Origin of the sequence: Paraburkholderia sp. MM5496-R1, from assembly GCF_050436205.1 — a bacterium.
Classification (GTDB): domain Bacteria; phylum Pseudomonadota; class Gammaproteobacteria; order Burkholderiales; family Burkholderiaceae; genus Paraburkholderia; species Paraburkholderia tuberum.
The window spans coordinates 170,841-193,408 of the sequence record NZ_JBNDLT010000001.1 but is presented as its reverse complement, the minus strand read 5'-3'; the positions used below and the strand labels follow the sequence as shown (position 1 = coordinate 193,408).

Annotated in this window: 15 protein-coding genes and 1 pseudogene; 6 read left to right on the top strand and 10 right to left on the bottom strand. The window is 61.1% G+C overall.

Going from position 1 to position 22,568, the window contains the following annotated elements:
• Window positions 1-239: 239 nt before the first annotated feature.
• Together OKW38_RS00915 and OKW38_RS00910 are read right to left on the bottom strand one after the other, a co-directional pair.
• Entirely contained in the window at window positions 240-536 is a 297-nt protein-coding gene (locus OKW38_RS00915) for a DUF6900 domain-containing protein (RefSeq protein ID WP_176079021.1), read from the bottom strand.
• Window positions 537-634: 98 nt separating this feature from the next.
• The gene (locus OKW38_RS00910; protein WP_429359572.1) at window positions 635-1,129 is read right to left on the bottom strand and encodes a transposase; all 495 of its coding nucleotides are present in this window, start codon (window positions 1,127-1,129) and stop codon (window positions 635-637) included.
• A gap of 735 nt (window positions 1,130-1,864) precedes the next feature.
• Here OKW38_RS00910 and bktB point away from each other — a divergent pair.
• Together bktB and OKW38_RS00900 are read left to right on the top strand one after the other, a co-directional pair.
• Complete coding sequence (bktB, locus tag OKW38_RS00905) at window positions 1,865-3,052, top strand: beta-ketothiolase BktB (RefSeq protein WP_090811433.1); 1,188 nt, start codon at window positions 1,865-1,867, stop codon at window positions 3,050-3,052.
• Window positions 3,053-3,066: 14 nt separating this feature from the next.
• A pseudogene (locus tag OKW38_RS00900) lies at window positions 3,067-3,918 on the top strand (3-hydroxybutyryl-CoA dehydrogenase).
• A gap of 271 nt (window positions 3,919-4,189) precedes the next feature.
• On the opposite strand, the gene OKW38_RS00895 reads toward OKW38_RS00900, so the two are convergent.
• Entirely contained in the window at window positions 4,190-4,597 is a 408-nt protein-coding gene (locus OKW38_RS00895; RefSeq protein WP_429359570.1) for a carboxymuconolactone decarboxylase family protein, read from the bottom strand.
• Window positions 4,598-4,758: 161 nt separating this feature from the next.
• Here OKW38_RS00895 and OKW38_RS00890 point away from each other — a divergent pair, with 161 nt between their 5' ends.
• Both OKW38_RS00890 and OKW38_RS00885 read left to right on the top strand, forming a co-directional pair.
• On the top strand, window positions 4,759-5,760 hold the full coding sequence (locus OKW38_RS00890; protein WP_090811435.1) for an AraC family transcriptional regulator: 1,002 nt from the start codon (window positions 4,759-4,761) through the stop codon (window positions 5,758-5,760).
• A gap of 77 nt (window positions 5,761-5,837) precedes the next feature.
• Window positions 5,838-7,511, top strand: a complete 1,674-nt coding sequence (locus OKW38_RS00885; RefSeq protein ID WP_244145161.1) for a methyl-accepting chemotaxis protein — start codon at window positions 5,838-5,840, stop codon at window positions 7,509-7,511.
• Between the two features lie 184 nt (window positions 7,512-7,695).
• Here the strand turns inward: OKW38_RS00885 and OKW38_RS00880 are convergent, their stop codons facing one another.
• Genes OKW38_RS00880 through OKW38_RS00870 form a run of 3 tightly spaced genes read right to left on the bottom strand, consistent with a single transcriptional unit; the run spans window position 7,696 to window position 12,442 of the window.
• Window positions 7,696-8,646, bottom strand: coding sequence for a dimethyl sulfoxide reductase anchor subunit family protein (locus tag OKW38_RS00880; protein WP_429289946.1), 951 nt, complete (start codon window positions 8,644-8,646; stop codon window positions 7,696-7,698).
• Complete coding sequence (locus OKW38_RS00875) at window positions 8,647-9,513, bottom strand: 4Fe-4S dicluster domain-containing protein (protein WP_090811441.1); 867 nt, start codon at window positions 9,511-9,513, stop codon at window positions 8,647-8,649.
• Between the two features lie 13 nt (window positions 9,514-9,526).
• The gene (locus OKW38_RS00870; protein WP_429359568.1) at window positions 9,527-12,442 is read right to left on the bottom strand and encodes a molybdopterin oxidoreductase family protein; all 2,916 of its coding nucleotides are present in this window, start codon (window positions 12,440-12,442) and stop codon (window positions 9,527-9,529) included.
• 477 nt (window positions 12,443-12,919) lie between these two features.
• Here OKW38_RS00870 and OKW38_RS00865 point away from each other — a divergent pair, with 477 nt between their 5' ends.
• A complete protein-coding gene (locus OKW38_RS00865; RefSeq protein WP_090811444.1) occupies window positions 12,920-13,171 on the top strand; it encodes a hypothetical protein in 252 nt (83 codons plus the stop codon).
• A gap of 86 nt (window positions 13,172-13,257) precedes the next feature.
• On the opposite strand, the gene OKW38_RS00860 is transcribed toward OKW38_RS00865, so the two are convergent.
• Both OKW38_RS00860 and OKW38_RS00855 read right to left on the bottom strand, forming a co-directional pair.
• The gene (locus OKW38_RS00860) at window positions 13,258-16,770 is read right to left on the bottom strand and encodes a pyruvate carboxylase (RefSeq protein WP_429359566.1); all 3,513 of its coding nucleotides are present in this window, start codon (window positions 16,768-16,770) and stop codon (window positions 13,258-13,260) included.
• A gap of 903 nt (window positions 16,771-17,673) precedes the next feature.
• A complete protein-coding gene (locus tag OKW38_RS00855; protein WP_429332381.1) occupies window positions 17,674-18,291 on the bottom strand; it encodes a transposase in 618 nt (205 codons plus the stop codon).
• Between the two features lie 441 nt (window positions 18,292-18,732).
• On the opposite strand from OKW38_RS00855, the gene OKW38_RS00850 reads away from it, so the two are divergent.
• Complete coding sequence (locus tag OKW38_RS00850) at window positions 18,733-21,183, top strand: glycoside hydrolase family 15 protein (RefSeq protein ID WP_429359564.1); 2,451 nt, start codon at window positions 18,733-18,735, stop codon at window positions 21,181-21,183.
• On the opposite strand, the gene OKW38_RS00845 is transcribed toward OKW38_RS00850, so the two are convergent.
• Complete coding sequence (locus tag OKW38_RS00845; RefSeq protein ID WP_429332383.1) at window positions 21,180-21,428, bottom strand: hypothetical protein; 249 nt, start codon at window positions 21,426-21,428, stop codon at window positions 21,180-21,182. The two genes, OKW38_RS00850 and OKW38_RS00845, sit on opposite strands and share 4 nt — an antisense overlap.
• 269 nt (window positions 21,429-21,697) lie before the next feature.
• Window positions 21,698-22,501, bottom strand: coding sequence for a transglutaminase-like domain-containing protein (locus tag OKW38_RS00840; protein ID WP_090811454.1), 804 nt, complete (start codon window positions 22,499-22,501; stop codon window positions 21,698-21,700).
• Between the last annotated feature and the right edge of the window lie 67 nt (window positions 22,502-22,568).

Sequence of the window (22,568 nt, the reverse complement as noted above, 5' to 3'; positions counted from 1 at the left end):
TTCAATGAAAAAGAATGACGGCATAACTCACTTGCAGGCTGGATCAGCTTCAGGTTGGAGACCAGTACCCCCCGTTTATGCTCCCTCGGACCCTTTTACGCTATAACCAGCGAAGAGCCCCGTCTGGTAGGCGCTGCTCCAGCGGCGTTAGCAACGCCCGAGACCCGCAGCATCCGGATATCCACCAGGTTTTTCCCAGTTATGATTCTGCCGCCCATCATTACCTCCTGCTTTCGGCATTAACTCAAATAGGTGCTGAGAATGTCGTTAGCCGCGGCCCGCACCCAATCCTGTTCCGCGCGACAAGTCAATTTGGACCGCTTCGTCTTCACATGTTCGGCCCGACTGACGCTGTGGCCCATCAACAAGCCAAAGTCGTAGGCGCGCTCAAGGGCCTTAGCAAGACTCGATATCCGGACGAGCCGAATGTCTGTCGTGACTTTGCCTGACTCCGTTAGATAGTTAATCCCGAGTTCCTCGCTGGCGATTGCTATTAGCGGATCCCAGTGAACTTCGTTGCCAACTCTTTCAACCACGATGACCTCCTGTGTTGTGCCTCTTGCCTTACCATCTGTAAGTTTATATGCGTGGCACAAACGCGAGAGCGACGTTCCGTCGCATCTGGATTCAGTAGTCACTTAACATGTTGAATTATCAATGTATTGGAGGATACGACAACAATATAAGTGGAAACGATACGGGAGATAATCGGCTCAAAAGCCTGGCGCACCTGGCCTCCTTCGAGTTGCGAGGCGGACCGGTCTAGCGGAAGGATTGCCGCGTCAGGGCGTCTTGACCGGCGCTCGCCAGGACGCCGGGGACTGGCCCGGAACGCGCCGCGCGTACGGTTCTGGCCAGGCCGCTGAGGCTGAGCCGGCCACTTGAGCGTCATTGCACCGGCGCGGTCGAGCGAGATGTCGCGGCCGCTTTCGCCAAGCCGCTTGATCACTTCAGCGAGCGTGCCATCGGCCCGCCATTGGTCGAAACGGCGACGGCAAGTCGGCGACGAGGGGTAGCGGCCCGGCAACGCGTTGCAGCTCTTGCCCGTCGACAGCAGCCATAACACGGCGTTGACTACCGCGCGAGCTTCGATGCGTCGTCCTTGGTGCGCTCTGCGTCGGTTCCTCATAGAACAGCTGCTCGATTAGCGCCCACTCGTCGTCTGTCAAATCTTCAACCGCCATCTTGTTCACTCCTTTAGCGAAACTATCTCCGGCGCCGCGCCCGGCCGAGCGACCCTGCGAATGCTACGTAACGACATAGCAGCACCCCGACATCATCATCGGGTGAAGTGGCAACAAACTTGAGCACCCCATGCAGCATCAAACCTATGCCGGTCCAGATAAGTGAAATAGCGAAACGCAGAATACCGCGGTCAGTACAGCAGTCGACGTGCGGGAGTTGACATAGCCACGCGAGGGATTGCGCATCGCATTTACCTTGCAGAGCTGCGTCGGTCATACGAACTCATACTTACCGCTTCAACTTTAACGGCAATTTTCCGAAATCTGGAGAACCTGTGTGTCCGATCCATCCTTTCAGATTGCTATCACAACCTTATTCGTTGATTTATCTCCTTCAAGCTAGGAGTCCCCATGGAATCTGGGCGAGACACCGCACTTTCTCCTTTCTGTCTTACAACGGGACACCGAGTCCCCAAGCTGTAGCATAATCAGCCGAGCAGCCGTTGATTTCCGCTATTCCCCAGCATCGCCGTCACCCCATCTTCTTTGGGATGCCGCGCCGCCGTGCTCAAGGCGCATATCGTTGCTATATCACTCGGATTCGATATTCCCACGATATCCTCGTCAGAGCGGACCAACCACGCAGGTCTCTTGGACACCAACATTCAGGGAGTTTTGTAATGGAAAGAGAAGTAGTAGTTGTCAGCGGTGTGCGTACCGCCATCGGTAAATTTGGCGGTAGCCTGAAAGACATTCCGACGACCGAACTCGGAGCGCTCGTTGTGCGCGAAGTCCTCGCGCGTGCGGGGGTTGCCGGTGACCAGGTTGGACACGTCGTTTTCGGCAATGTCATCCCGACCGAACCCAAGGATCTCTATCTCTCGCGGGTCGCTGCCATTAACGGTGGGATCGCCGAATCAACCCCTGCCCTCACCGTGAATCGCCTGTGCGGTTCTGGCCTGCAGGCGATTATCTCCGCAGCACAAACGATCCTTCTCGGCGACGCCGAAGTAGCCATCGGTGGCGGCGCCGAGAACATGAGCCGCGCGCCCTATATCTCCACGGACGCGCGATTCGGCTCCCGCATGGGTGACAGTCGACTGATCGACATGGTGCTTGGCGCACTAAACGACCCGTTCGAAACGGTCCACATGGGCGTCACCGCTGAAAACGTGGCGCAGAAGTTCTGCATCACGCGCGAGCAGCAGGACGCACTGGCCCTGGAATCGCACCGTCGCGCGGCGCACGCGATCGCTGAGGGCCGGTTCAAGGAACAGATCCTCGCGATCAAGCGCAAGGTCAAGGGCAAGGAAGTCGTGTTCGATACCGATGAGCACGTGCGCACAGAAATCGACCCGGCCGAACTCGCTGCCATGCACACTGTCTTCAAGAAGGAAAACGGCACCGTCACGGCCGGTAACGCATCGGGTATCAACGACGCCGCGGCCGCCGTCCTGATGATGGACCGGCAAGTCGCCGAGCGGCGTGGCATCAAGCCGATGGCACGACTGGTGTCTTACGCACACGCAGGTGTCGATCCGCGCTACATGGGCATTGGCCCCGTGCCGGCAACCCGGATCGCGCTCGACCGTGCGGGCTTGCAGATCGGCGACATTGACGTCATCGAAGCGAACGAGGCATTTGCTGCGCAGGCTTGCGCCGTCACGCAGGAGTTGCAGCTCGACCCTGCCAAGGTCAACCCTAATGGATCAGGAATCTCGCTCGGACACCCAATCGGCGCGACGGGCGCACTGATCACCGTCAAGGCGCTGTATGAACTGAAGCGCACGGCAGGCCGTTACGCGCTCGTCACGATGTGTATTGGAGGCGGTCAGGGCATCGCGGCCATCTTCAAAAACATCCAGTAAGTGAATTCCTGCAGATGAAAATCGGACGTGTAGGCATCGTCGGCGCGGGCGCGATGGGCAATGGCATCGCCCAAACCGCTGCCGTGGTCGGCCTGAACGTGGTCATGATCGACGTGACCGAAGCGGCCCTGTCCAAGGGCGTGGCGACCCTGATCAGCAGCCTCGAACGGTTGGTCTCGAAGGGGAAGCTGGACGCGGACGCACGCGCGGCCTCCCTCGCCCGGATGGAGACATCGACCGACTATCAGCGGCTCGTCGACGTCGACCTTGTGATCGAAGCCGCCACCGAAAACAACGATTTAAAGGTCCGCATACTCAAGCAGATCGAAGCCGTGGCTCGACCCGACGCCATCATCGCGTCGAATACCTCGTCGATCGCGATCACGGCGCTGGGCGCGACACTCGCTGATCCGTCGCGGTTTATCGGCATGCACTTCTTCAATCCGGTGCCGATGATGCCGCTCGTCGAGATTATCCGTGGCGTGCGCACGAGCCAAGCGGTCGCCGAGGCAATCCGCGAGTTGACCGTACGGTTTGACAAAACGCCCATCGGAGTCAAGAACTCACCTGGGTTCGTGGTCAACCGGATTCTCGTGCCGATGATCAATGAAGCCTTCTTCGTGCTGGCCCGAAGGCGTCGCCACCCCCGACGAAATCGACGCCGGCATGAAGCTTGGGGCCAATCACCCGATCGGCCCGCTCGCGCTGGCCGACCTCGTTGGCCTCGATGTCGTTCTGTCGGTGCTGGACGTGTTCCTGAAAAACTTCGGCGATCCGAAGTACCATGCCTGCCCGCTGTTGCGCGAACTGGTTGCGGTCGTCGCCTCGGTCGAAAGACCGGCCACGGTGTCTACAGCTACGGGTAACCACACTCGCCGGTTTTCGCAAAGCCAGAAGTTGAAATTACAACCAGCCGTTATCTCCGGCAACACACCAATTAGCGCCCCCACTGCCACTCGTCCGCTTGCCCGGGCAGCCTCTTCCCCCAAGACCATTCCGTTGAGCAAGTCTCAACCGAGTGGTCCCCAGATTCGGTCGCCTTCGTGCAGTTGCGCTTCAGTGGGTGCACAGAAAACGGCCTGCAACCACGAGGATTGCAGGCCTGTTCCGACACACTGGATCGCTATGAGCAGGCATTCACTTGTTGCACGCACCCACCTTGCCGACTAGGCTTTGCTCGTGCGCAGCGGCCTCCTCAATCAGGATGGGAGCAGCAAGACTCATCGAATGGATACCAAGGACGGACACGTACTGCAAGACAGCCGTGATCTCCTCCCGGGTCGCGCCAAGTTCCAGTGCCCTGCGGATATGACGTCGCACCCCGGGTCCATACATGTGAGTGCACGACGCATCAACGGCGATAGCGAGAAACTCGACTGTCTTCGCATCAAGCACGCCCGAGGTGATCGGAGCCATCGCCATGGCCATGAATTTCTCTGTCCATGCGGCATCGAGTTCCGCAAAAGGTTCCCAGCTCGGATTCCAGTTGCCGGTCGCGCGCAGGGCATCACAAACCGGTGTGGCTGTTGCTTCGTTGAATTTCATCGACATACTCTCCTGTACGGGATCAACACGTGTCGCACGAAGCCCCTGCCTGCACCGCTTCCGTGTCACGCTATGACCTCCAGTCTATGGAGCAGCCCTCTGCGTCGCTTGACATTGTGGGTCACTTGCTTATCCTTTTGGGCCACCCCGGGAAGACCCCGATGCCGAAACTCGTTCGCAGCGCCAGCCTGACGCAGTACGCTGAAACCGCGCGCGCGGCAGGACTCGACCCATATCGCCTGATGGCAGAAGTGGGGCTGCCTGCTGCCAGCCTTACCGAGTCCGACCTCAAGATTCCGGCCGACCGGGTCGCGTTGCTGCTCGAACTCTCCGCGCTGCGAAGCGGCATTGAAGCGTTCGGGCTGACCATGGCTCAGACGCGGCGCGCATCCAATCTGGGCCCGCTTGCGCTCTACGTGCGCGACGAGCCCACACTGCGCCACGCGCTTAACGCTGCCGCGCGCTTTCGCCATCTTCATAACGAAGCACTGTTCATCGCGATCGAGGAAGAAGGTGACGTCGCAATCATCCGTGAGGAACTGCTGAGCGGCGCGGTCGTGCCGGTACGGCAGGTGACCGAACTGGCCGTCGCCGTCATGGTGCGCCTGCTGCGCTTCTTCCTCGGTGACGACTGGCAACCGAAGACGATCTGCTTTACTCACGAAGCACCCCGCAGTCGTGCTATTCATGCTCGCGTCCTGGGGAGCGGAGTCAAGTTTGGCCAGCCGTTTTCGGGCATCGTATGTGACGTCCGTGACCTCGACCTGCCTCTTCCGTCCGCCGACCCGGTGATGGGCCGATATGTCCGGCGATATCTCGGCAGTGTGGATACGGAGTCTGATGTACCACTGTCGGATGAGGTCCGCAAGCTGGTGTTTCTCTTCCTGCCGTCCGGGCGCAGTTCGAACGACACTATCGCGCGCCAGCTCGGCATGAGCCGTCGAACCATGCACCGCCATCTGGTAAAGGAAGGCGTGAGCTACCTGTCGATCCTCGATGCCGTACGGGGGGAACTCGTGCTGAGATACCTGGAGCGTCGAGAACGTCCGCTGTCGGAAATATCGGGCCTGCTTGGCTTTTCCGAGCCGAGCGCCTTTACGCGTTGGTTCAGGATGAAGTTCGGCTGCTCCCCCACTGAATTTCGCGAGACCAAAGCGCGGTAATATCATGCCCAGGACTCGCATTGCGCAGAGTCAACCATTTAGTTGAATTACTTAACAACAAAACAAGGAGGAGCAGCATGGTTGGCGGACCCGGCAATCCAATGAGGGCTAGTGAAACTCTCGGTTCAGAATTGATGGTGATCTGTATCGATGTACAGTCTCGTGTCGTCTACGCCAATTCGGCCTATCAACGCGTGACTGGGTACACGAACCAGGAACTCCAGACAATGCCGCCAGCAGAGCGGCTCAAAGACGTACCATTGCAAGTCGTGGTGGACTTCGCTTCCGCACTGCGTAGTGGTAAGCCCTGGACGGGCGTCGTCAACGTTTCCTGCAGGAATGGAGTGGATTACTGGAGCCGTATGAATGCGTCGCCGCTGCTCTCGCACGGCCAGCATATCGGCTTCTTGCTGGTGCTTGAGAAGGCCTCCGCTGAGGAGATCAGCAAGACCGAGGCGCAGTATCGCGTAGTAAGGTCCGGTCGGCAGAAATTCGGGTGGAAGCAGGGGCGCCTCGCGCGCCTGAGCCTTCTGGGAAGAGCGATTAGCAACATTCGCGCGCTCGGTCTCAGACGGCACGTCTGGGGCGCGGTCACTGCTTTGGGATTGATCGAAACCGCAGCGCTGCTCGCGCTGAATGGCGAGGTGACTTCCCTGTCATTCTGGGCGGCCTTGTGGGGGCTACTGGCGGCCACCGTCGCGGTGGGTGCCTATCTGTTGCACGCCATCGTTGCGCCTTTGCGAGAAGTGGTCCAGTTTGCAACAGAGATCTCCGCGGGTGATCTGAGCGCCGAGTTCGGCAGCCCGCGTAGCGATGAGATTGGCGATGTTGTGCGGACACTGAACCGGGTGAGCATCAACATGCGGGCCACCATCATGGACGTACGCGACGGCGTGCACGCGATGCAGCAGGCGACGGCAGGGATTGCATCGGGCACGCTCGATCTCTCGTCGCGCACTGAGACGCAGGCGGCCAGCCTCGAGCAGACTGCGGCCTCGATGGAAGAGGTCAACGCCACCGTCAGAAACAACGCGGAGACCGCACGGCAGGCTAGCGAACTGGCGGCACGGACCCGGGACACCGCGCAGGCGGGTGGGAAGGTGGTGGGCGACGTGATATCTACCATGAAGGAAATCACGGAAGCGAGCAGAAGGATTGGCGACATCGTGTCCGTCATCGACGGCATCGCCTTCCAGACCAATATTCTCGCCCTGAATGCGGCAGTCGAAGCGGCCCGTGCGGGCGAGGCAGGACGCAGTTTTGCGGTGGTCGCGGGCGAGGTCAGGGTGCTCGCGCAACGCAGTGCGCAGGCGGCCACGGAGATCAAGGCGCTGATCGCCGATAGCGTGGGTCAGATCGACGAAGGCGCGCGGCTGGTCGATTCGGCAGGCGAGACGATTGAAGATATCGTGTCGCAGGTGGAGGCGATGACGGATCTGGTCGGTCAGATCGCGACCGCGTCGTTCGAGCAGTCGGCAGCCATTGGGCAGGTGAGTCAGGCGGTCGAGCAACTCGACGACGTGACGCAGGAGAATGCTGCGCTGGTGCAAGAAAACACCTCAGCGGCTGAGAGGTTGAATTCGCAAAGCGACAGACTGGTCGAGACGCTTTGCGTCTTCACGCTATTGCGCGCCGAGACCAACGCGCTGTTGTTGCGATCCCGTGCCGGGGGAGCAACCACAGCGCCGGCGCCGGCAAAGATCGCGACCGGACGGCCCGCGGCGCGACAAGCGGAGGCTCGCGCTGTGTAGATGTAAGCTAAATGTTCTGCCTATGGGAAGACTCCTGTTAGCGGCGGCAAGGACTTGCCCGGCAACCAGCCGGGCGAGTGCCGCGAGAAAATAGGTGAACTGGCAGGAGTCGGCGTCGCGGTGTACCGCGTGAGAAACGCGTTCTCTCAAGCGGAGGCCACCGAGGCCGCCGCCGATATAGCGATCACGCCGCGCGCTGGTAGTACAGGTTTTGCGGATGACGAGCCTGAGCAAAGAAGAACCAGCGCTCGGCAAGAAGGCCAACGTACTGAATCACGCACGCATCAAGGAGCAGCTTCGCGGACATCGGATGCAACGCTTGCGCGAGCAGCCCGAGGGGCATTAGAAATGCACTCGCGAGGAAGCCCCACTTTACCCAGCACATCGTTGCATCGGTCTGGCCGTGAAAGAACTCGCGCAGATTAAAGGCGCTTGCCGTAAAGCCGCGCGAAATCTGTGTGAGCTTCTCGGCCTTGATGCCCGTCGCGCTTTGCAGCGTCGAACGTGGATGCAAGCGCTCATTGCGCGCCAGTGAGGCGACACGGCTCACGCAACCCGCCACCGTCAGGACACAAGCCGCGACCGCCAAAGCCGGCACGATGTCAGGTGCCAGCCGTGCAGCACAGGCGGTGGCAATCGTAAGGCCCGATGCACAGCCGAGCAGTACGAAATTGACCAGCGTGAGCGGCGTCGCCCATTCCTGAAGGAAGCGCAGGCACTGATAGATCATGGCGGTGCACACGAAAAGGGCTACGCTCGCAAGAACTGCAATCGCACCGATCGTGATCGACCAGGGCGTGTCCAGCCAGTGCGCCAGACCGTACAGGAACGTGGCCGCGAGAAACACGGGCAGCGCCAGGCACTCGCGCGAAAGCCACGACGTGCGCCACATGGCGACTGCACGCCACGCACGTTCCGGATGACCCAGATGGAAGAACGCAGCGACCAGCCCCAGAACGCCGAGCACGAGCGCAAGGCCGGTGCCGCAGACGTAGAACTGCTGCGGCACATGGAACAGCGCCGACGATTCCGGATGCATCCGCATGAACAGCTCGACGCCGAACAGCGCGATGAGCAGCCCCTGCCCGGCACCGGAAAGCGTGGTCAGAAAAACTACGGAAAATGCTGGTCTCATTCAAAACTCCTGCGTCGCTGCGGGCCGCACGCGCGCAAACACCGACTTCACTCGCGTAGCAAGCGCAGCCAGGTTCAGCTTGCCCGAGTCCATCTGTTTCCCGAGCGCCTTCTCGCGCGCCATCGCGGGTGTGCCGCGCTGAATCGCAAAGTCAACGAGGTTGATGGGCTCACCGTATTCGATCGCGTCAGCAGGTGAGCTCGCGGACTCCTCGCTCTTGCATCCGCACGAGCCGCTGCCGCAACTGCTTGCGGTCTTCTGACGGGGCAGGTAGTGGTTGGACGGCTTCGTCCCCCACTCCGGCATCAGCTGGTAGCCGCCGCGCGCCTCGATCGCCTTCGAGGCGTCAGACTCGGGATCGTGAATATCACCGAAGATGCGCGCGGAGGTCGGGCAAGCCAGCACGCATGCCGGCTTGCGATCGCGCTCGGGCAATGCCTCGTTGTAGATGCGGTCCGCGCACAGCGTGCACTTCGTCATCTCCTTGCGCTCCTCGTCGAGCTCGCGCGCGCCGTACGGGCAGGCCCACGAGCAGTACTTGCAGCCGATGCACTTGTCATAGTCGACCAGCACGAGCCCGTCTTCCTTGCGCTTGAAGCTCGCCCCGGTCGGGCACACCGGTACGCACGGCGGGTCTTCACAGTGAAGGCACGACTTCGGGAAGTGGATCGTGTCGGCATTCGGAAACTCGCCCGCTTCGTAGGTCTGCACCCGGTTGAAGAAGGTGCCGGACGGATCGGCGTCGTACGGACGCACATCCGAGAGGCTCCCCGCCTGCCCGGAGGTGTTCCACTCCTTGCAGCTCGTCACGCATGCGTGGCATCCCACACAGACGTTCAGGTCAATCACCAGCGCCATTTGCGTCATATCAGGGTCCTCCTTACTTTCGCTTCACCGAATTGCGCAGACGCTCCGCGAACTTGCCGCTGCCCGCGAAATACGCCTGAACCTTCGCCACCGGTCCAGTGGAACCCGGCAGCGGCTGCATCGGCTTGAACTGCGGCAGCGTGTGGTCGGCGTCCGCCTCGGCGGGATAGACGCGCACGCGCACGTCGTACCACGCGGCCTGTCCCGTGATCGGGTCGGAGTTCGAGAAGCGCCGCTCGCTGTCCCCGTCAGGCAGTTCTTCGGTGATCAGGTGGTTCAGCAGAAAACCCCGTTGCGACTCATTGGCATCGGGCCCGAGATTCCACGCGCCCGCCGCCTTGCCAATCGCATTCCATGTCCACACCGTCCCCGGCTCGACAGCCTCGCTGTAGCGCGCCATGCACCGGACCTTGCCCCATTGGGATTCGACGTAAATCCAGCCGCCGTCCTCGATACCGTTTTCCTGCGCCATGCGCGGATTCATGTAGAGATAGTTTTCGCCATGGATCTGTCGTAGCCACGCGTTCTGCGAGTCCCACGAGTGGTACATCGCCATGGGGCGTTGCGTCACCGCGGCGAGCGGATAACGCTCAAGGTCGGTGGCGCCAAGCTCGAGCGGTGCGTACCAGAACGGCAGCGGATCGAAATAGTTTTCGACACGAGCGCGCAGGTGTTCGGGCGGCTGCCGCCCCGCCGTCCTGCCTTGCGCGGCAAGGCGGAATTTCTGCATCACATCCGAATAGAGCTGAATGATGATCGGCTCGCCGAACTTGCGGAACCCCTTTTCGACCGCGAACTTCATGTACGGCCCGTTGACGTTGCGCATGTACTGCATTTCTTCGGGCAGCGTGTAGTGGAAGACGCAGTTGTTCTTCGCGTACTCCTCCCACTGCCTGGGATTGGGCTCACCCACGAGCGCCTTGTCGCCATCCTTGCCGCGCCAGCCGATCAGGAAGCCGACACCCGAATCCGGCGCGGTCTGGAAGTTGACGATGAAGTCCGGATAGTCCTTGAACTTGCGGTTGCCGTCGGCTGTTGTGAACGCAGGCAGCTTCAGCCGGCTCGCCAGTTCGACGAGCACCTCCTGGAACGGCCGGCACTCTCCGGTTGGCGCAAGCACGGGCACACGCACGGAATCCACCGGACCGTCGAACTCCGAAATCGGCCGGTCAAGCATGGACATCGCGTCGTGCCGCTCGAGGTAGGTCGTGTCCGGCAGGATCAGATCGGCGAAGGCCGTCATCTCCGACTGGAACGCGTCACACACGACCAGGAACGGGATCTTGTACTGCCCGTCAGGCCTGCGGTCGACCAGCATCTTGCGGACCTCGCTGGTGTTCATCGACGAGTTCCAGGCCATGTTGGCCATGAAGATCAGCAGCGTGTCGATCGGGTACGGGTCGCCGCGCCATGCGTTCGTGATGACTTTGTGCATCAGGCCATGCACGGCGAGCGGGTATTCCCACGAGAAGGCCTTGTCGATGCGAACCGGCTCGCCCGCCTCGTCGATGAAAAGGTCGCCGGGTGCAGCGGGCCAGCCGAGCGGCCCGGCAGGAAGCGGGGTATTCGGCTTGACGTCGTTCGGGCTGTTGGGCGGTTTCGCCGACGGCGGTACCGCGCGCGGATACGGTGACTTGTGGCGAAAGCCACCGGGCCGGTCGATGGTGCCGAGCAACGACATCAGCACGGCCAGCGCGCGGATCGACTGGAAGCCGTTCGAGTGCGCGGCGAGCCCACGCATTGCATGGAACGCGACCGGATTGCCCGTCACGGTTTCGTGCTTCACGCCCCACGAATCGGTCCACGGAATGGGCAGCGTGATCTTGTGGTCGCGCGCGGTCTGCGCCATTTCGCGCGCAATGCGCCGGATCGTCTCTGCCGGGATACCGGTAATGCCCTCCGCCCACTCAGGCGTCGTGTACGCGACACGCTTGCGCAGCATCGAGAAGGACGGTGAGACCGGACTGCCGTCGGGCAACGCATAGTGCCCGTCAAGCGCCGGCTCTGCACCGGGGGCATGGTGGACGACCGCCTGCTGGGTATGAACATCCCACCACATATGGTTCTGCGGATACAGCGGGTTGACTTCCGGCGCCGACGGATCCTTGACGAACAGCCCAAAAGAATCACTGTCGGCCCGCATATCGAGCAACTCGCCGGCGTTGGTGTATCGCTTGACGAATTCATGGTCGAACGAGTCGGTCCTTATCATTTCGTGGATCAGCGCCATGAACAGCGCCCCATCCGTACCGGGACGAATCGGCACCCACTCGTCGGCAATTGCCGCATAGCCCGTGCGGATCGGATTGATCGCGATGAAGCGGCCGCCTGCGCGCTTGAACTTCGAGAGGGCGATCTTGAGCGGATTCGAGTGGTGGTCCTCGGCCGTTCCGATCATGATGAACAGTTTCGCGTGATCGAGGTCCGGGCCGCCGAACTCCCAGAACGAACCGCCGATCGTGTAGATCATGCCCGCAGCCATGTTCGCCGAGCAGAAGCCGCCGTGGGCCGCGTAGTTGGGCGTGCCGAATTGCTTCGCGAACAGGCCCGTGAGCGCCTGCATCTGGTCGCGTCCGGTAAAAAGGGCGAACTTCTTCGGGTCGGTCGCGCGCAGATGCGCAAGGCGCCTCTCGATCATATCGAGCGCCACCTCCCACGAGACGGGCTCGAACTGCGCGGTGCCCCGCTCCGCGCCGGGCTTTCGCATCAGCGGTTGCGTCAGGCGCGCCGGTGAATACTGCTTCATGATCCCCGACGAACCCTTGGCGCAGATGACGCCCTGGTTCAACGGGTGTTCCGGGTTGCCGTCGATGTAGCGCACCTCCCCGTCGCGCATGTGGACGCGGATGCCACAGCGGCACGCACACATGTAACAGGTCGTGGTTTTGACATCGAGCTTTTCGTCTTGCTGGCGGGCGCCTTGCTCCATCCGAGCCTCCATTCGTTGGCGTGTCCGGACAAACGTTCAACGCGGTCCGGTCAACCCTGTATGGTAAGCGCAAGTGGTAGATATCACAACTTTGTAGTTGTGATATCTTCTATATGATAAGCCGATAGTTCCACGTCGCATCGACGCACGGCCGCTGTGCGCGGACCGGGAAACCTCGGGTTGTACCTAGTTGCGCCATCATCTATTTCCCCTAAAAATTCCATTTCTCTATCCTGGGGCCGGGCCTTTCGATCTGGCCGCGATCCGGGTTACGCCGGCTTCCTGCCGCCTTGGGCCAAATATTTCCGGCTCCACGCTTTTCAGACGCCCTTGGTCAAACGTCGACTCCGGCGATTGGACGCATCGCCGTCACCGTGGCCATCACCTCGGAAAACACGGACCTCGTCGCCGAAATCTGCTGCCGCCAAGCGTGATCAATCGAATGTGGGAAAGATCGATCACAACGAAGAGTCAATAATGGGTTTGATCCTGCTAATTGCCGGCGTACTGACAACCAGTGCTGCGGGCTACCACTACGTGGCCTATCCCGATCGCGATGTCGCGATCCAGGCGGCCTATTACCTCGGCCAGTCGGCCGGCATGGGAAACGAGGACTCTCAGGTCAAGTTCGATGAACGCTTCCATGGCGACAAGGACGCGCGCCTCGCATATGAGCACGGGATGAAGAGCGTCGAGCCCCCGGGCAACGCTCGCGTCGACATCCAATAAAGCGGGGCGACTCGCCTGGGCTTTCTGCATAGACTTGTTCTATGCCCGAGCAGGCCTACCCCACCTCAGATGAGATGTTCGCTACTTCAATCGCTCGCCGCTTTTACCTCGATGAGCAGATCCTTCGCAGCTACGCGCTCACCCGGCAGTACGTGCACCGCAACGATTTCGCAGTCACGTTCGGCCGCGATGTGCGTCTCCATCTTCATCGCCTCCAGGGCGACCAGCGTGCTACCGGCTGAGACGCGCTGCCCGGGTTGAACCGAGACGGTCACAATCGAACCCGGCATGGGCGCTGCGATATGCCGTGGATTGGCTGGATCGGCAACCGGCCGGCTCGTACGCGCCGGCCCCGCCAGCACGGTACTGCGCTGCTCGATGACGGCCGTGCGTGACTGCCCGTTCAATTCGAACTGGACCTTGACCATGCTCTCGTCGACATCGGCGTGCTGTCCCTGCAGCGACACGAGCAGTGTCTTGCCCGGGTCGATATCCACCGCGACTTCTTCCTGCGGCTGCAGGCCGTACAGGAACGCCGGCGTGGGCAACACGGAGGTGTCGCCGTACGCGCGCAGGTGTGCGTGGTAGTTGGCCGTCTGCTTCGGATACATCAGGTACGAAGCGAGCTGTCTGTCATCGAGCGGGTGTTCGCAGGCAGCCTCGCCGTGCGCGCGCGCCACGTCCAGATCGACTGGCTGAAGCTGATCGCCGGGCCGATATGGCGCGGGCGGATTGCCCCGCAAGACCTTACTCGACAACTCCGCCGGAAAGCCGTCGGGCGGGAAGCCGAGCTCCCCTTTGAACAGCGACACGACCGATTCGGGGAAAGCGATATCCTTCGCCGGATCGCACACGTCAGTCGCGCTCAGATCGTTGGCCACCATCATCAGTGCCATGTCGCCGACCACCTTCGAGGTCGGCGTCACCTTGACGATATCGCCGAAGATCCGGTTGACGTCCGCGTAGGCGCGCGACACCTCCGTCCAGCGATGTTCGATCCCGAGCGAGCGAGCCTGTTCACGCAGGTTCGTGTACTGGCCCCCCGGCATCTCGTGACGGTAAACGTCCGCCGTGCCGGCCCTGATCTCCGATTCGAACGGCGCGTAGTAGCGACGCACACCTTCCCAGTACATCGACGCTTCGTGCAACCGATCGAGACTGAGCCCGGGATCGCGCTCGCTGCCTGCCAGCGCAGCGGCAATGCTCGAGAGGTTCGGTTGCGAAGTGAGGCCGCTCATCGCATCGAGCGCGCCGTCGACTGCATCGCAGCCGGCATTGATCGCGGCGAGTGCCGAAGCGGCCGAAATACCGCTGGTGTCGTGCGTATGGAAGTGAACAGGCAAACCGGTCTCTTCCTTGAGCGCCTTCACGAGCGTGGCGGCAGCCTGTGGACGGCAGATGCCCGCCATGTCCTTGATGCCGAGAATGTGCACGCCGGCGCGCTGGAGTTCCCGTGCGATGCCGACGTAATACTTCAGGTCATACTTCGAGCGGGACGAGTCGAACAGATCGCCCGTGTAGCAGATCGCTCCTTCACACAGTGCCCCGCTCTCACCCACCGCATCGATGGCCACACGCATGTTGCGCACCCAGTTCAACGAATCGAAGACCCGGAACAGGTCGACGCCGGCACTCGCCGCCTGGCGGACAAAGAAGCTCACGACATTGTCCGCGTAGTTCGTATAGCCTACTGCGTTCGAACCACGCAGCAGCATCTGGAACAGGATGTTGGGCACCCGTTCACGCAACTGCGCGAGGCGTTCCCACGGGTCTTCCTTGAGGAAGCGCAGCGCGACGTCAAACGTCGCGCCGCCCCAGCACTCCATCGAGAAGAGCTGCGCAAGCTCGCGGGCATAGAACGGCGCGATCGGCAGCATGTCGCCGGTACGCATGCGCGTGGCGAACAGCGACTGGTGCGCATCGCGCATCGTCGTGTCGGTCAGCAGTACCTGCTTCTGGTCCAGCATCCAGCGCGCGAACCTTTCGGCTCCAAGTTCGCGCAGGCGGTCTCGCGTGCCCGCGGGCATTGGGCCTGGCGTGTCCACTGCGGGGATCACCGGCCTCGACAGCGGCAACGCAGGCAGTGCACGGCCGCTCATTTCCGGATGCCCGTTGACGCTCACCTCCCCGAGGTAACGCAGCAACTTGGTCGCACGGTCACGACGTTTCGTGAAGGCGAGCAGTTCGGGCGTCAGGTCGAGGAAGCGCGTGGTGACATCGCCTCGTCCAAAGGCCGGATGATTGATGACGTTCTCGAGGAACTGCAGATTCGACGCGACACCGCGAATGCGGAATTCGCGCAGCGCGCGGTCCATCCGCCGGATCGATTCGGCGGCCGTCGGCGCCCACGTGGTGACCTTGACCAACAGCGAATCGTAGTACGGCGTGATCACCGCGCCACCATACGCAGTGCCGGCGTCCAGCCGCACGCCGAAGCCTGCCGCGCTGCGGTAAGCGGTCAGCCGCCCATAGTCGGGCAGAAAGCCATTGTCGGGGTCCTCGGTTGTGATCCGGCATTGAAGCGCATGCCCGTTCAGCGGAATCTCCGCCTGAACCGGTACTCCGGCGGAACGTTTGCTGATAGCACCATCGTGATCCAGCGTGTCTTCGGCGAGGCCGATCCTGCCGCCTTCGGAAACGCGAATCTGCGCCTTGACGATGTCGACTCCGGTGATCATCTCGGTGACCGTGTGCTCCACCTGGATGCGCGGGTTGACTTCGATGAAGTAGAACTTGCCCGAGTCCGCATCCATCAGGAACTCCACCGTGCCGGCATGCGTGTAGCCGACCGCCCGCATCAGGCTTAGCGCCGATTCGCACAGCCCGGCGCGACCTGCCTGATCGAGATACGGCGCGGGTGCCCGCTCCACGACTTTCTGGTTGCGCCGCTGCACCGTACAGTCGCGTTCGTAGAGATGCACGAGGTTACCGTGCGTGTCTCCGAGCACCTGCACCTCGACATGGCGTGCGTTGCGCACCAGCTTTTCCACATACACTTCGTCGTTGCCGAATGCAGCGAGCGCTTCCCTTCGGGCCGCGGCAAGCGCTGTCTCGAGATCCTGCTCGCTTTCCAGCACCCGCATGCCTCGGCCGCCACCGCCCCAGCTTGCCTTGAGCATCAGCGGGTAGCCCACTCCCGCCGCAAGACGTTTGCATTCGTCGAGATCGCGTGGCAAAGGGTCCGTCGCGGGCATCACCGGCACGCCGGCAGCGATCGCCGCGTTACGCGCCGCCACCTTGTTGCCGAGCACGCGCATGACTTCCGGGGAGGGGCCGCACCAGCGTATGCCGGCGTCGATCACAGCCAGCGCAAAATCGGGATTCTCCGAGAGGAAACCGTAACCCGGATGAATGGCGTCGACCTTCGCTTGCCTCGCTATCCGCAGGATGTCGTCAATATCGAGGTAGGCCGCGAGCGGCTTTTTGCCCTCACCCACCAGGTAGCTCTCATCAGCCTTGAAACGATGAAGGGCGAGTCGGTCTTCCTTCGAATAGATGGCCACCGTACGGATGTCCATCTCAGCGGCCGCCCGCATCACACGGATCGCGATCTCGGAGCGGTTGGCGATCAACAGGGATTTGATCGGAAGGTAGTTCATGATAGGCAGGGACTCGTATGGGGTCGCGACGCCTGGCGAACCAGGCGTCGCAAACGGACAGCAGTTGCGCCAGCCGTCAGAGGCGGCTGAAGGAAAAGCGCCTGAAGGTACTCATCGAAGGCTAGCCCCTGGACAGGACCGCGTTCGCCGGAAACCTCCATAGGCACGCAGATTCCGTCGCCCGGAACAGAGCGGGGCGACCGGGCAGTTCAAATGTTGTGAGATCTACGTTGGTCCCGACGCAGGGACCGATCCAGCCAGGACAAGCCGTAATTACGCCCCGGCTCAGTCAAGACTGGCAAACGGCACGTGCGAATCCATCCAGTCGTAGTGACCGTGTGCCGTCGCCCACGCCCAGTTCGAGACGGGGTGAGAGGCAACCTTGCGACTCTCGTCGTGCGAGCGGCCGACTTGCATCCGCTCTTTCACATCATGCTCGGCGTGTAGCGGTTGTCTCCCGTTTGCTCCGTGGTTCATTCTGATCCTTACCCTCTGAAATTGATGGGATGCACGCCCGACCTGTCCATGAGGAAGGATCCGGTCGGCGCGCCCTCGAACGCTCGCCAACTTACCCGCGCGCGAATCCTCGCCATAGGAGCAAGGAACGGACCAAGCTGTCCTTCGATTGAAATGCCATTGATTTATCGACGTTTTCCAAAAACGGATCAACCTGCCGGTTTCAACATTGAATGATCAGGTTTCACTTGTGCACGCCGCATTGCTTCGAAAGACTTCCTTACTTCTGTCGCGCAACGACGACGATTGTGGCGAGAGAGATCCAATGGCTAGTTGCTTTATCAACTTTATGTAAGCCGCGGCCGACGGATGGCCCCTATGACTCTGCCGCGGCCCATCCCGCGTCCCGCAAGGCGCGAAAAAACTCGCTGCACGGCGTAATGCCGTTCAGTTAAGGTCTCTTTTAAGGACTCGAACGGTATAACGAAACGGTCGGGATTTGACGGTTCGAGCGCAACTGCGCCCGGACCGTTTCTCATTGGGAAGTTGCCTGAGCCGCTCATGCAGGCGCTTGAGCAGCGCAGGCAGTTTGCCGTACGAGCGCGTCACGGCCGCCCATGTCATCTCGTACTGAATGGTGTGGAACGCGCGGATGAAGCTCAGTTCATCGGGTGCATGTCCGGGCGCAAGTGCGGCTTTGGCCATCTCCAGACGTATCAGGTTATAGGCGATCAGCGCGCCCCAGAATTCCTGGTAGACGCCTTCCACGGTCTGACTGCGAAGGGTCAGCTCCATGCCCAGCATCGACTGCTTCAACTCGTGGTAGCGGGTCTCGATCTGCCAGCGACGCTCGTAGCACGACACAAAGTCGGCAGCCTTGAAACGTCTTCGGTCAGTCAGGGACGTCGCTACCCTCTCCCGACGCAGATGCGATACATCCGCGAAGTTGTTGCGGGACGACCTAACCCATGACGCCGTTGACCTAAGTCGCGCCAACCACGGTGCCGGCAGGCCGAGAAAGCAAGGTGCGTGTCCGGCGGTTGAATGGTCGCTTAGCGGGCGCATGCCACTGCTATGTGTCCGGTTACCGGTCGGGGCGAATGACGCCTCTTGGCCGAACCCCGAAGTACGCGACTTCGCCAGTTCCCTCCTTATTCCACGCTGCTGTCGTCCGCCGTAGAGGCTTATCAGGCGAAGTTTACAGCTTCGCCTCCCCCTCGTGGCCGATGCCCCGACTCCCCCCCAGGCCGCTGAACGACGCGGCGGATCCGTAGCCAACGTAATCACGATCACACGCCGCACTTGGAAACCACTTCTACATGCTTGTGATGGAAGGCGCGCCGGCAAGCGTCCCTCCGAACTGTCGCTGATTGAGCGGCCCCACGTGTGCCTCTCTATGCACGTCAAAAGCGCTATCCTCGATAGCAACAATGCGTAGCATGCCCGCTCTTCTGCTCATCACGTGGATTTCTGATCGATCGAAGCAAAGATATGGAGTGAGATGCGATGGCAAATCTGCTTGAATCGAGTCCGGCTCCGGGCGCACCTGGCAATCCGCTGAACTGGAGCCGCGCGGACAAAGACGCCGTCGGAACGGCGTACTCGCTGTCGAGCCAGGTCTGGTACACGACAGCAGGCGGCATCCTCACGGAAATCTACTTCCCGGACGTCGATACCCCTCAGGTACGAGACTTCCAGCTGATCATTACCGACGGGTCGACCTTCTATCACGACGCGCAGAAGGACTTCGACCATCGATGCGAATGGCCGGAGCCGCCCGCCTTATCCTGCCGGCTCACATCCCAGGCGAAAGGGCAACCCTACACCGTCGTGCAGGACGTGATCGCCGAGAAGGGTTCGGCCTGCGTGCTGGTTCGCACGACCCTGCAGGGGGACCAGGATTTCCTTAACAAACTGCACGTCTATGCCTTGTTGACGCCTCACATGGCGGGATACGGCGCTGGCAACACCGCGCATCGCGTCAGCACCGCAAATGGCGATCGCCTGGTCGCGACGCGTGACCATTACTGGCTCGCGCTGGGCGCCGACTGCGGCTTCGGCACGACGAGTTGCGGCTTCGTGGGAGTGAACGATGGCTGGACCGACATCATCGCAAACAAGCGCTTGCCGGTCTGGAACTACGACGCAGCAAAGGACGGATACGTCGCCGTGACGGCGGAGATCAACCGCGCAGGGCAGAATCAATTCGTTCTGGCACTGGCGTTTTGCGTCGACGAACCGACGCCGATTACGCAGAGCACGCCCAACAAGGCGCTGACCGCTGTATCCGAGGCGCTGGCCTACCCCTTCGACGGACCCGCCGACCCATACAGCCACAAGCAAGCGTTCATCCAGGGCTGGAACGACGCTGTTCGCGACCCGTTCCAGCCCAAGGCGAACATTACGGGCGATGGCAATGCGCTTTTCAACATGAGCCGCAACGTGTTGCTCGCGCATGAGGACAAGACGGCCGACGGCGCGCTGGTGGCTTCACTGAGCATCCCGTGGGGACAGACGGTGCGGGACCTCGCTGCCGGCTACCACATGGTCTGGCCGCGTGACATGTGCCAAAGTGCACTCGCGCTGCTGGCCGCGGGCGCGCAGGATGCGCCCCTACGCGGGCTGATGTTTCTCGCTGCGTCGCAATTGGCGGATGGTAGCTTTCCGCAAAAGTTTTTCATTGACGGCGAGCCTTGGCGGGACAATGCCTCGCAGCTCGACGAATATTCCTTTCCAATCATTCTGGCCTATCACTTGAGCGAAGCCGGTCTGCTGCGTCAGTTCGATCCCACCGGCATGGTGCTGGCCGCAGCAGGCGCATTGATCAAGAACGGCCCCATGACTCAGCAGGAACGATGGGAAGAACTCGAAGGATACTCCCCTTCGACACTGGCATCGAACATCGCGGCGCTAGTCTGTGCGGCTACTAAATGGGCGGACGCCAGCACTGCCCAGTTCCTGCTCGAATACGCAGATTTTCTGGAATCGCATCTAGAGACATGGTGCGTCGCTGCGGAAGGCTCACCGGTTCCGGGCGTGACGCAGCACTACATTCGAATCTTGCCGACGCACGTCAATGGCGTCTTTAATTTTCCAGAAAATCCAGATACCGCCCAAGTAACCGTCTGGGAGAAAGACTACAACGCAAACACCACCGTGGACGCGGGTTTTCTCGAACTGGTGCGCTATGGCATTCGCGCCGCGAACGATCCGATCATCGTCAACTCAGTCAAGGTAGTCGATGCAGTAATCAGAAAAATTCTGCCGCAGGGGCCTGCCTTTTACCGATACAACCACGACGGTTATGGTCAAGGCAATCTCGGCGAGGACTGGTACGACGGCGCTACCTTCGGCGTTGGTCGACCCTGGCCGCTGCTCACTGGCGAACGCGGTCATTACGAATTGGCCGCCGGTGGCGACCCCACCCCCTACATCCGCGCTCTCGAGGCGTTCGCTGGAACGCGCGGTCTGCTTCCGGAGCAAGTGTGGGATCTGCCCGATCTGGCAAACCCGCCCTTCGTCACTGGCGGGCCGACTGGCTCTGCCATGCCGCTCGCGTGGGCCCACGCCGAATACATCAAGCTCGTTCGCTCCACTTCGGACGGTCAGGTCTTTAACCACCTGAAGGTCGTCGCCGATCGTTATCAGTCTCAGCCCGGCCAGGCGCCGCGCGCTCGCAGCAATATCGAAATCTGGAACTTCAACCGCCCGCTGCCGTCGATTCCGGCCGCCACGACAATTCGGATCCCTTTGGCTGCGCCTTTCCGCCTGCGCTGGACGATCGACGACTGGGCCACGTCGGAGGACAGCGAAGCCACCGCAACGGCGCTCGGCATCTACTACGTCGATCTGGTCACGCAAGCAGCCCAGGCCGGTTCATCGCTTGCATTCACCTTCTTCTGGACCTCGAGTCAGACGTGGCAAGGGCAGAATTTTTCCGTCGCCCTCCAATCCTAAGCGATGCGTCGCCAACGGCAGACAATTGCTTCTGTCATGGAGAAACACACGACTTCATCTAAGCCGTCCATGATCTCCATGACGCTGGAGAACCGCACGTAGGTACGCGGGTCATCGAACTGTTTGATATTCCCTTTGACGAGCAGCAGGTCCCAAGCGGGCTCGGTGTTGTCGAGGGCCAGATAGAACGCGCCGATGTGCGCGATGAAGTTGCGGGCGCTGGCCAGCCGGTTAAACCACTTCAAGCCCTGAGTCAGTCCGTCAAGCGTTTCGAGGGGGCCTCGCCGTCTCCGTCCAGGAGCACAGCGCTCATTCGCCGAGTAACTTTGCTGGACATACTCCGCCGCGCATCCGGTCGCCCATAGTCCACCGAACGACTGACGCGTGGAACGGGTGAACGACGCGGTGACGCTCAGGCGCGCAATCAATTAGGCCAGCGCGGTCCAAATGCTTACGTTACCGGGAGGGGATTCAAAAATTCCCCGTCGGCTCAGCAATGGCCAATTGCGCGCGGTTATTCCTGATCGCAATGCACCTTGAAGTGCGTTAGCACGGCGGCCCCAAACGCATTGCTTATCGCAACATCGGCGGCGTCGCGACCGTATGCCATCAAAACGCGCCCGATGCGCGGTGCGTTGTTACGCGGATCGAAGGTTTGCCAGCTACCCCCTACGTAGGCCTCAAACCACGCCGCGAAATCCATCGGCGCTGCGACGGGGGGCAAACCGACATCGCTGATATAACCGGTGCAGTAGCGAGCCGGAATATTCATGGCGCGGCATAGCGTGATGCCCAGATGGGCGAAGTCCCGGCAGACGCCTCTTCGTTCGCGGTAAACGTCCGCTGCGGTTTTGGTCGGCCGCGCATGCCGGTAATCAAATGCGATATGCCGGTGCACGAAGTCGCAGATTGCGAGAACAGTCTCGCGGCCCGGCGCGCACTGTCCAAAAACCTTCCACGCGACGTCGACCATCAAATCGGTTTCACAATAGCGGCTACCCAATAGGAAAACGAGCGTATCGTCGGGCAACTGCTCGACTGGATGGCCCCGACCGTCTTTCGGACGCGTTTCCATCGCATTTGGCACATTCAGAAGCGCGGTCGTGCTCAAGCCAACACGCCCGGCGGGCGCGATTATCCGCGTGCACAGGTTGCCGAACAAGTCGCGGTACTGCCTCGTCGCCACCGGCGGATCGGTAACGAGCAGATCTGCCTCGACAATATCCTTTGCATGCGAAAAGTGCGTGTTCAGCATCAGCATCATCGGCGTCGGTTGTGAGCACTCGTACGACAGTTCGTATCCGACGCGAAGCTTCATATATTTATCCTGTTCGTCTGATCCCGGAGGTGGGGGCTGGCAACTCAAAGGCGTGCGGCCCGAGACA

Bases quoted from the DNA above. Each gene is read 5' to 3' on its own strand.
- bktB (WP_090811433.1), top strand. From the start codon at position 1,865: ATGGAAAGAGAAGTAGTAGTTGTCAGCGGTGTGCGTACCGCCATCGGT.
- OKW38_RS00865 (WP_090811444.1), top strand. From the start codon at position 12,920: ATGGGTTTGATCCTGCTAATTGCCGGCGTACTGACAACCAGTGCTGCG.
- OKW38_RS00910 (WP_429359572.1), bottom strand. From the start codon at position 1,129: ATGAGGAACCGACGCAGAGCGCACCAAGGACGACGCATCGAAGCTCGC.
- OKW38_RS00890 (WP_090811435.1), top strand. From the start codon at position 4,759: ATGCCGAAACTCGTTCGCAGCGCCAGCCTGACGCAGTACGCTGAAACC.
- OKW38_RS00840 (WP_090811454.1), bottom strand. From the start codon at position 22,501: ATGAAGCTTCGCGTCGGATACGAACTGTCGTACGAGTGCTCACAACCG.
- OKW38_RS00875 (WP_090811441.1), bottom strand. From the start codon at position 9,513: ATGACGCAAATGGCGCTGGTGATTGACCTGAACGTCTGTGTGGGATGC.
- OKW38_RS00860 (WP_429359566.1), bottom strand. From the start codon at position 16,770: ATGAACTACCTTCCGATCAAATCCCTGTTGATCGCCAACCGCTCCGAG.
- OKW38_RS00885 (WP_244145161.1), top strand. From the start codon at position 5,838: ATGGTTGGCGGACCCGGCAATCCAATGAGGGCTAGTGAAACTCTCGGT.
- OKW38_RS00880 (WP_429289946.1), bottom strand. From the start codon at position 8,646: ATGAGACCAGCATTTTCCGTAGTTTTTCTGACCACGCTTTCCGGTGCC.
- OKW38_RS00870 (WP_429359568.1), bottom strand. From the start codon at position 12,442: ATGGAGCAAGGCGCCCGCCAGCAAGACGAAAAGCTCGATGTCAAAACC.
- OKW38_RS00850 (WP_429359564.1), top strand. From the start codon at position 18,733: ATGGCAAATCTGCTTGAATCGAGTCCGGCTCCGGGCGCACCTGGCAAT.
- OKW38_RS00895 (WP_429359570.1), bottom strand. From the start codon at position 4,597: ATGAAATTCAACGAAGCAACAGCCACACCGGTTTGTGATGCCCTGCGC.
- OKW38_RS00855 (WP_429332381.1), bottom strand. From the start codon at position 18,291: ATGCGCCCGCTAAGCGACCATTCAACCGCCGGACACGCACCTTGCTTT.